This window comes from Pannus brasiliensis CCIBt3594, from assembly GCF_036688125.1.
GTDB classification, from domain to species: domain Bacteria; phylum Cyanobacteriota; class Cyanobacteriia; order Cyanobacteriales; family Microcystaceae; genus Pannus; species Pannus brasiliensis.
In genome coordinates this window covers 57,601-65,629 of the sequence record NZ_JBAFSM010000026.1, presented here as the reverse complement: position 1 = coordinate 65,629, position 8,029 = coordinate 57,601, and the positions used below count along the sequence as shown (strand labels likewise).

Genomic DNA, 8,029 nt, shown 5'->3' with positions numbered 1-8,029 from the left:
CTCCTGCCTCCTGCCTCCTGCCTCCTGCCTCCTGCCTCCTGCCTCCTGCCTCCTAATGAAACGGCCCGGCGAGAATCGTTCGCGCTAAGGCATTAATAACATCCCCCGGCGGTTCTTGCCGTAAAGACTCGTACCATTGGCGCGTGACTTCGGGATCTTTGCCATAAATGGTATCGGCGCGTTTTCGGGCTTTTAACACCAGATTTTCCGTCCGTTCTTTCCGTTCCCCCTCGTAACGTTTCAGGGCGTACTCTACCCCGATATTCGTGGTGATCAGGTAACGACAGAGAATTTCCGCGTCTTCCATTGCCTGACAGCCTCCCTGTCCGAGAGTGGGGGTGGAAGCGTGGGCCGCGTCCCCTAACAGGGCAACCCGTCCGCGAACGATACGGGGTAAAGGATCGAGATCGTGAATCTCTAGACGATTGGTCTGTAGGGGATCGAGTTTTTCGATTAATTTCCCCACTTTTTCCGGCCATCTCGCAAAAATATTCGCTAATTCCTCCCCACGTTTCGCGGGTTCCACGGTGGTTCCCTTTTCCATCGGCGCGCCGAAAAAGTAGTAATAGCGATCGCCCCCCACCGGCATCATCGAGGCGCGTTTTCCCTCCCCGACGTAGAGAACCCAAGTATTCGGGTCTCCCAGTTCGGGACTGGCATCTACTAAACCGTTCCAGTTAACATAATCGGCGTAACGGGGATATACCCGCTCTCCCGACACGTATTCCCGCAAAATCGAGTGAACTCCATCCGCCGCGATTAATACATCCCCCGTGGCGCGATACCCGTCCTCGAAAATGGCGGTAACACCCGATCGATCTTCCTCGACGGCGATACACTTCGATTTCAAGCGTACATCCTCGATACCGAACGCTTCTAACAGCATTTGCTGTAATTCGGTTCGAGAAACGGGATAGGGACGCTGGCCGACGGTTTGTACGAGGGGATCGAGATCGATCGAACTCAGGAGTTCATCGGTATTAGAACGGTATTCCATCCGGTCCATCTGTCCGCCGATGCGAGCGATCGAATCGCCCAAACCCAAGCGGTTCAAGACTTTCACGCCGTTCGACCACAGGGAGATCCCCGCGCCGGCCGGCCGTAACTCGCTGGCTTTGTCGTGGATTTCCACGCGGTAACCCGCTTGACGCAGGGCTATCCCCGTCGTTAACCCGCCGATTCCCGCGCCGATAATGACAACCTTTAAGTTGTACATAGTTTCTAAGATTGAGCCTGACTGTATACAGTATACAAAGTCGGTCACGGGAATTTTGTAACATTGATCACGGATCACGATCCGCTCACGGTGTCCGCGAGACGGAAGCCGGCGATCTTACCGATCTCGGCGATCGCTCGATCGATCTCCTCCCCGACTTCATTCGACAATCTTTCCTCGAAATTATCGAGAATCGATTCTTTCGTGTGGTTTTTCACGGCGATAATAAACGGGAAGCCGAATTTATCGCGATAGGCTTGATTGAGCGACTGAAAGCGATCGAACTCTTCGGGAGTTAAGCGATCGAGTCCCACCCCGGCCTGCTCTTTCACCGACGCGTCCGCCATTTTCGCCCGCGTGCCGAGGTCGGGATGGGCGCGGATTAGCGTTAACTTTTCTTCTAGAGAAAAAGCGTTGACAATGGCGATCATTCGTGTATAAAGCGAGTTAACATCGGTAAACGGTCGATATTGCCAAGTTTCGCGGGCGATTTCCGGGGTATCCTCGAAGATAGCGCCGAGAGCGGACACGAAAGCGGCTTCGTCCATCTGATTGAGCGATTCGATCGAATAAGACATAATAAAAGATTTCCTCCGGTAGATTATGGGTAAACTTACCACGCACGTTTTAGATATCGAGAAAGGCCGTCCCGCGGCGGGTATATCGATCGAATTATGGGCGATCGATCGAATCTCGGGCGATAGAACTTTATTAAAAACCGTCCGGACGAACGCGGACGGACGCACCGATTCCCCTCTATTAAGCGGGGAAGAATTGTCGATCGGGGTGTACGAACTGGTGTTCGCGGTGGGAGAGTATTTTCAAGGATCGATCGATCCCCCGTTTCTCGATCTCGTCCCGATTCGCTTCGGGATTAGCGATGCGAGCGCTCATTATCATGTTCCCCTACTCGCGTCCCCGTGGGCTTACAGTACCTATCGGGGTAGTTGACATTTAATTTAAAACGTGATATATAACGGCGGGAATCAGGAATAAACCGGGAGTCGGGGAACGAGTGTCCAACCCTCCCGCGCTAACTTTTCCCGGAGGATATCGGGGTGTAAATAGGCGTAATCGGGATTTACCTCGTCGATCGTGCCGATACCGCCGAGATCCCTCGCTCCCGCTTCCAGACAGTCGAGGAGAAAGCGAAAATCGGCGACTAAATTCGGCGGGATCTGGATCACGATATCCGCGGACAAAATCTGCCGCGCTCGCTGGATGAGTTCCGGTAATCGCCGGGGATCGAACGCGGCTTTATCCCAACTCTCCCGCGTGCCGGGGTTGTAGGGCTGTAGGATCACCTCTTGAATGTGTCCCCAACGACAGTGGATTCGATCGATCTCCCGTAAGGTCTCGTCCCGATCGCTTTCCGATTCCCCGATGCCCAATAGTAAGCCCGTGGTGAAGGGAATTTGTAGTTTTCCCGCGAATTCTAATTGTTCTAGTCGAATTTTCGGAACTTTACTCGGCGCGTGTCGGTGTACCGTGTCTAATAACGTCGGGGTGACTTGTTCCAACATCAACCCCATCGACGAGTTCACCGTTTTTAACCGCGCCATCTCGTCAAACGTCAGGATTCCCGCGTTGGTGTGGGGGTAAAATCCCATCTCTAGCGCGAGTTCGCAGAGGGAGTGAATGCGATCGAACCATTCCCCCCGCGCGGCCGATAGCGGGTGAACCTCGCCGCTGAGGATTAAAATCTCGGTAATACCCGTTCCCTGTAAGCCGGCGAGGATTTCCCGCGCTCGCTGTAAGGATAACGGGGTTCCCGCGCCGATATCCGTCCGAAAGTTGCAGTAACTACAGCGATTGAAACATTCGTAGGTGGGAACGAGGGTACGCGAGGGACTGTAAGTAACGATTCTTGACATTTTTTCCCGAATTTCCGTTCATCGCGAGCATTCGCGGGCGAATAATTTTGCTATCGTTGAAAGACGGATATCTGTATTTTAGTCAAAACAGAATCTCTTTTTCGTTTCCCGACGCGGCCGATACCATGACCCCCGAAAATCTCCCGTTTTCCTCGAAAACCATCCGCCCGATCACCGCTACCGCCCTTCACGGCATCGCCTTTCGAGACGATCGATTATTCGCCATCGACGCGAAAAGTGGCTATCTCTACCGGATCGATCGAACCACGGGACACACCACCGTCGTCAATTCCCATCGCTGGCAGGAATTTGTCGGGACGACGGGACTGGCGATCGATGGGGAAAATCAGTTGTGGTTCACGACGCGGGAGAACGTGTATTTCTGCTCCCTGGACGATTTTACGCCGAAATTCTTTACCCGACTTCCCTACGCCGCGAACGGCATCGCCGTACAGGGGGATACACTCTATGTCAGCAGTCAGCGAGCGGGACAGATATTTATCTTCGATCGCCAATCCGGGAAGGAAATCACCCGCTTTTACGCGCCGGGAATCGGGGTAGAAAATCTCACCGTTCGCGGCGAGGAATTGTGGGTATCGGACACGATCGAACAGACGGTTTACTGTCTCGATCGGGCCACCGGCGAACCGATTTTCAGCGTCTTAACCCCGTTTGAAACGCCCACGGGACTCGCGTTTTCCGTCGATCCCGAAACCGGCCGCGATACCCTCTACGTCGCCTACGCGTTCCAGGAACCCTTTATCCGCGACAATCCCAACTCGGAACAGAATTACGAACTGCATTACCGTCCGCGAACTTTCATCCATCCCCTCTATTTCCACTACGATCCGGAAAAACGTTTCGCCCTCTCGAACGGGTATTTAATCGAGTTATCCTACGTGGAAGAATTAGAACCTCTCTACTCGATCGAACTGAAAGATCTCGAATGGCGGATCGCGTTACCGTTAGAAACCCCGCGCCAGAAAATTCACAGTGTCGAAGCGGTGGGATTGCCCTTCGTCGAGGAGGTGCAAAACGGGCAGAGGGTGGCGGTTTTCAAGTTCGATCGACTGACGGGTAAAGAACGCTGTATTTTCGGCTGGAAGGTCGTTTTAGAAGTGTGGGGCATTAAATATAAAATCACCCCCCTCGACTGCGAGAACCCGCCGGAACTACCCGAGGGATTCGATCAAAAGTATCTGGTGGATAATGACGATCTGGCGATGGATACGGAGATTATCCAACGCGCCGCCGAGGAAGCGATCGGTCGGGAAACCAATCTTTTACGCAAGGTTTATAGTATTCGGAATTACGTTTACGATCGCCTTTCTTACGGTATAAAACCGCATATTGACACCCCGGATATCGCCCTACGGCGCGGGGTCGGTTCCTGCGGTGAGTATGTCGGTTTACTGCTCGCCCTCTGCCGTCTCAACGGGATCGCCTGTCGCACCGTGGGACGCTATAAATGCCCGCCGCACCCCCTCGAACGCGGTCTCCCCCTCGAACCGGATTACAATCACGTTTGGATGGAATTTTATCTACCCGGTATCGGTTGGGTTCCGATGGAGTCGAATCCGGACGATGTTTTTGAAGGCGGCCCCTATCCCGATCGCTTTTTCATGGGATTGGCCTGGTATCATACCGAGATCGCGAAAGATATCCCCTTCGAGTGCTTGGTTAGCGAGGGGCAACCGGTGCCGAAAACGCGGGTTTCGATCGGCGATCTCGCGCTCAATCACGTCCAGTTCGTTATTCTCGACGAGCTAGAGCCGAAGGGTTGATAATGGGGGAAATAGGCCGACGCGTTAGGAGTTAAACCGATGAGCCAATCCCCCATCACCGAACCCTATACCCTAGCGCAGATTCTCGGGGAACTTAAGGATAGCATCAAGGAAGTGAACGGGAAGATCGATACGCTTCAACAGAGTGTCGATCGAAAATTCGATACGCTTCAGAAAGACGTAGACCAGAAAATCGATACGCTTCAAAAAAACGTAGATCGGAAAATCGATACGTTTCAAAAAGAGATTAATCAGAAAATCGACACGCTTCAAAAAGATGTTACCGACTTAAAGATCGGACAGAGCGAGATCAAGGGAGAAATGAAAGCTCTCGACGAGAAATTATCGGCCGAGGTTCAGGGATGAAGTAAACGGGTGGACAATCAGGAGTTTACCAATCGCGGGATCTTGATCGCGCTGGTGGTGGCGATTTTAGGTAGCGTCGCGAAATTAGTGGGATTAGTGGGGAATCCGTGATTTTTTTGCATTTCGAATCGCTCGCGCACCGAAATTTACCGGGCCCGATCGAGAAACGCCACGGTAACACCGATCGATTGTTTACTCGCGTTGAAGACGGGGGCGATCGAGATATCGAAATATCTCGTTTTTCTCGGGGTTTTCCACTCGATACCCCGTAACGCGCTCGGACGGTGGAGACGATAAAAAGTTTTCCACCGCATACGGGAAGCGATTAACCGTCCCGGCGCGAGTTCGGAAAAAGGCCGGCCGCGATCGTCGGAAGTCAGGCCGAATAAGCGTTTCGCCCGCGGGTTCGCGTCGAGTAAACGACCGTCGCGATCGATCGCCAGTTGCGCGATGGGGAGACTCTCGAACGCGGTTCGCCAGAAATCATCGCGGGGGAAAGTTCGATCGATTTCCGGGGTGACGGGGGGAATCGAAGTCGGTCGATCTTCCCATTCCGGAGCCATTCCTTTACGATAAACCCGGTGTCCGAGAGCGAAGGGCTGAAAAATAGGCTCCCGATCGATAAACAGTTCGGATTTTCCTAAAAAAAGATAGCCGGAAGGATTCAACGAGCGGTAAAAGCCACGGAAAAGGGAATCTTGAATTTCCGGGCGGAAATAGATCAGCGTGTTGCGACAGACCAGTAAATCGATCCGGGGTAGAGGCGCGTCCCGCGTCAGATCGTGACGATCGAAAACGATCGCCCGTCGCAATCGATCGTGAAAAACGTAGCCCCGTTCCGAACGGGTAAAATATTTCGCCAGCATATCCTCCGGGATCGGCGCGATCTCTCGCTCGCGATACACCCCCTCCCGCGCCCGGGAAATAGCGGCTTCATCCACGTCGGTCGCGTAGCCTCGTACCCGTTGACAACAGGCTTCGATCCCGAGAGCTTCCGCGAACAGGATCGACAGGCTGTAAATTTCCTCGCCGGTAGCGCAACCCGCGCTCCAGATCCGGATCGGCTCATCGGGACGCTTACCGGCGATCACCCGCGGGATAATTTCCCCGTCCAGATAATCCCACGCGTCCGCGTCACGAAAAAAACCGGTGAAATTAATCAGCACCTCGTCGAGAAGGGCGGAATACTCGTCCGGATTTTGTTGTAAATACTGTAAATAGTCCGAATAGGTCTCGATTTGAAGCGCTCGCATTCTCTGCCGGAAGCGCCGTAGTAAGGTCGAGCGTTTATATCCCGTCCAGTCACAACCCCGCTCGCGTTTAAGATATGCCAAGACCGCTTCCAAGTCCGGCGCGGACTCTGACAGGCTCCTGTATTGTGAGGTGTGAATCTCGATCGACTCCGATGTGGTTTCTGACAGGTTCATGCACTCTGAAAAGTAAATAGGGGTAAACTTCCGCGCGATCTCCGGCGAATTCTTATCTTTGAATTGTAGAGAGCGATCGTGAGTTTCCCGTGAGATTTTCACGCGAAGTTCGTCCCTCCGAACCCGTCGAAGGGAAGATCTCGATCGATGCCGATGTCAACAATGTTACCCGTCGTTCCGCCAGCGATCGGGCCAGATACCGCCGATTTCCAGCCCGGCGAGCGAGGTTCGACCCTCTAGAACGAGGCCGCCGCAATAATCTTCCAGTTTCAAATATAAATCGCCCCGGAGCGTATCGAGACAGCGAAAGGTGAGGCCGTTTTCGGTGGGGACGCGAACCGACGCGGGAGGATGTTCCGTTTTCCCGACGAGATAGACGCGATATCCCTCGTTTTCCGCGCTCATTTCCCAAGATCCCCACGTATCCACCCGCCAACAAACGCGAGAGTTCCAGGGAACGAATTCATAGAATCGATCGAGGTAATGAATGCCGATAATTCCCACCTCTTCGGTAAATCCGAAAAGCTTCCGCGTGGAACCGACCGCGGTGATCGTTAAATCCGGGTGGTCGGGGAACGCGTTACCGTTAATCCAGAACCATCGATCGGGAAAAGAATACCCCCAATTTTTCTCGCTATAAAAAGGAACCCGATGGAATTCGTAGCGATCGCCCATCCAGTCGATATAACCGGTCGCCACGGCACTCGCGAGCAGAATTTGCCAGCCCGGATCGGCGATCGGTAGGTAGGACAATAAACCGGCGGTCGCTTTCGGGGGCCGTCGCGGACTCCCCCACGTATAGATCGGTTCTACAGAATACGACCATTGACAGATGTTTCCCGTAACCGGATCGTGTACCCGTCCGCGATGATATGTTAAGGTTGCCTGATAGCCTTCTTCAATGGAATTCTCGAACTCTTCGGGATCGAGATAGCGGGGACGGCCTTTCACGCCCGTTCTTCGCCAATGTCCTAATCCTAACTCATAACGGGTCGCCCAGAATTTCCGGGTATCGGGAAAGGTGCGACAGAGATAGCGATCGCCCGGCGCTAGAATCTGTACCGCGCCGCCGCTATTGACCCGATCGCCCTTCGGATCTTGAATAGAATACATGAACGCGAATCCGTCCCCCAATTCCGGCAGGGCGACACGGAAATACCATCCCTCGAAAAAGCGATCGGTCACACCATCCCAATGGTAGCCGGCGTGGGGAACGAGCGATCGAGAGAGCATAAAGATCCGAGAGGGGTAAGGTTCGCCAGAATAGGAGTCAGGAGGCAGGAGGCAGGAGGAGACAGGAGAATTCAAGAGATCGGGAAGGTACAAAAAGTGTATTCTTTCGCTATATAGTCTTTAAAAAGC

General features: G+C 53.5%; 9 protein-coding genes. 4 read left to right on the top strand and 5 right to left on the bottom strand.

The window, feature by feature from the left end; all coding sequences use genetic code 11:
• Window positions 1-52: 52 nt before the first annotated feature.
• A complete protein-coding gene (gene hpxO / locus V0288_RS14370) occupies window positions 53-1,216 on the bottom strand; it encodes an FAD-dependent urate hydroxylase HpxO (protein WP_332865808.1) in 1,164 nt (387 codons plus the stop codon).
• A 74-nt stretch (window positions 1,217-1,290) separates the two neighbouring features.
• Entirely contained in the window at window positions 1,291-1,794 is a 504-nt protein-coding gene (gene uraD / locus V0288_RS14365) for a 2-oxo-4-hydroxy-4-carboxy-5-ureidoimidazoline decarboxylase (RefSeq protein ID WP_332865807.1), read from the bottom strand.
• 25 nt (window positions 1,795-1,819) lie between these two features.
• On the opposite strand from uraD, the gene uraH reads away from it, so the two are divergent.
• The gene (gene uraH / locus V0288_RS14360; RefSeq protein WP_332865806.1) at window positions 1,820-2,167 is read left to right on the top strand and encodes a hydroxyisourate hydrolase; all 348 of its coding nucleotides are present in this window, start codon (window positions 1,820-1,822) and stop codon (window positions 2,165-2,167) included.
• A 35-nt stretch (window positions 2,168-2,202) separates the two neighbouring features.
• Here uraH and cofG read toward each other — a convergent pair whose 3' ends face one another.
• Window positions 2,203-3,090 (bottom strand): 7,8-didemethyl-8-hydroxy-5-deazariboflavin synthase subunit CofG, encoded by an 888-nt coding sequence (cofG, locus tag V0288_RS14355; protein ID WP_332865805.1) that lies wholly within the window; start codon window positions 3,088-3,090, stop codon window positions 2,203-2,205.
• Between the two features lie 125 nt (window positions 3,091-3,215).
• Between cofG and V0288_RS14350 the strand changes: the two genes are divergently transcribed.
• Window positions 3,216-4,874 (top strand): transglutaminase domain-containing protein, encoded by a 1,659-nt coding sequence (locus tag V0288_RS14350; RefSeq protein WP_332865804.1) that lies wholly within the window; start codon window positions 3,216-3,218, stop codon window positions 4,872-4,874.
• 39 nt (window positions 4,875-4,913) lie between these two features.
• Window positions 4,914-5,240 (top strand): DUF4164 family protein, encoded by a 327-nt coding sequence (locus tag V0288_RS14345; protein ID WP_332865803.1) that lies wholly within the window; start codon window positions 4,914-4,916, stop codon window positions 5,238-5,240.
• Window positions 5,241-5,386: 146 nt separating this feature from the next.
• Here V0288_RS14345 and V0288_RS14340 read toward each other — a convergent pair whose 3' ends face one another.
• Both V0288_RS14340 and V0288_RS14335 read right to left on the bottom strand, forming a co-directional pair.
• Window positions 5,387-6,667: a CheR family methyltransferase gene (locus tag V0288_RS14340; protein WP_332865802.1), complete on the bottom strand. Its 1,281-nt coding sequence runs from the start codon at window positions 6,665-6,667 to the stop codon at window positions 5,387-5,389.
• Between the two features lie 165 nt (window positions 6,668-6,832).
• A complete protein-coding gene (locus V0288_RS14335; protein WP_422661979.1) occupies window positions 6,833-7,900 on the bottom strand; it encodes a tocopherol cyclase family protein in 1,068 nt (355 codons plus the stop codon).
• Between V0288_RS14335 and V0288_RS14330 the strand changes: the two genes are divergently transcribed.
• Window positions 7,862-8,017 carry a hypothetical protein gene (locus tag V0288_RS14330; protein ID WP_332865800.1) on the top strand — a complete coding sequence of 52 codons (156 nt, stop codon included), beginning with the start codon at window positions 7,862-7,864 and terminating at the stop codon, window positions 8,015-8,017. The genes V0288_RS14335 and V0288_RS14330 overlap by 39 nt on opposite strands.
• Window positions 8,018-8,029 lie beyond the last annotated feature (12 nt).

Excerpts from the sequence above, each read along its gene's own strand:
- hpxO (WP_332865808.1), bottom strand. The coding sequence starts at position 1,216 with ATGTACAACTTAAAGGTTGTCATTATCGGCGCGGGAATCGGCGGGTTA.
- uraD (WP_332865807.1), bottom strand. The coding sequence starts at position 1,794 with ATGTCTTATTCGATCGAATCGCTCAATCAGATGGACGAAGCCGCTTTC.
- uraH (WP_332865806.1), top strand. The coding sequence starts at position 1,820 with ATGGGTAAACTTACCACGCACGTTTTAGATATCGAGAAAGGCCGTCCC.
- cofG (WP_332865805.1), bottom strand. The coding sequence starts at position 3,090 with ATGTCAAGAATCGTTACTTACAGTCCCTCGCGTACCCTCGTTCCCACC.
- V0288_RS14350 (WP_332865804.1), top strand. The coding sequence starts at position 3,216 with ATGACCCCCGAAAATCTCCCGTTTTCCTCGAAAACCATCCGCCCGATC.
- V0288_RS14345 (WP_332865803.1), top strand. The coding sequence starts at position 4,914 with ATGAGCCAATCCCCCATCACCGAACCCTATACCCTAGCGCAGATTCTC.
- V0288_RS14340 (WP_332865802.1), bottom strand. The coding sequence starts at position 6,667 with ATGAACCTGTCAGAAACCACATCGGAGTCGATCGAGATTCACACCTCA.
- V0288_RS14330 (WP_332865800.1), top strand. The coding sequence starts at position 7,862 with ATGGTAGCCGGCGTGGGGAACGAGCGATCGAGAGAGCATAAAGATCCG.
- V0288_RS14335 (WP_422661979.1), bottom strand. The coding sequence starts at position 7,900 with ATGCTCTCTCGATCGCTCGTTCCCCACGCCGGCTACCATTGGGATGGT.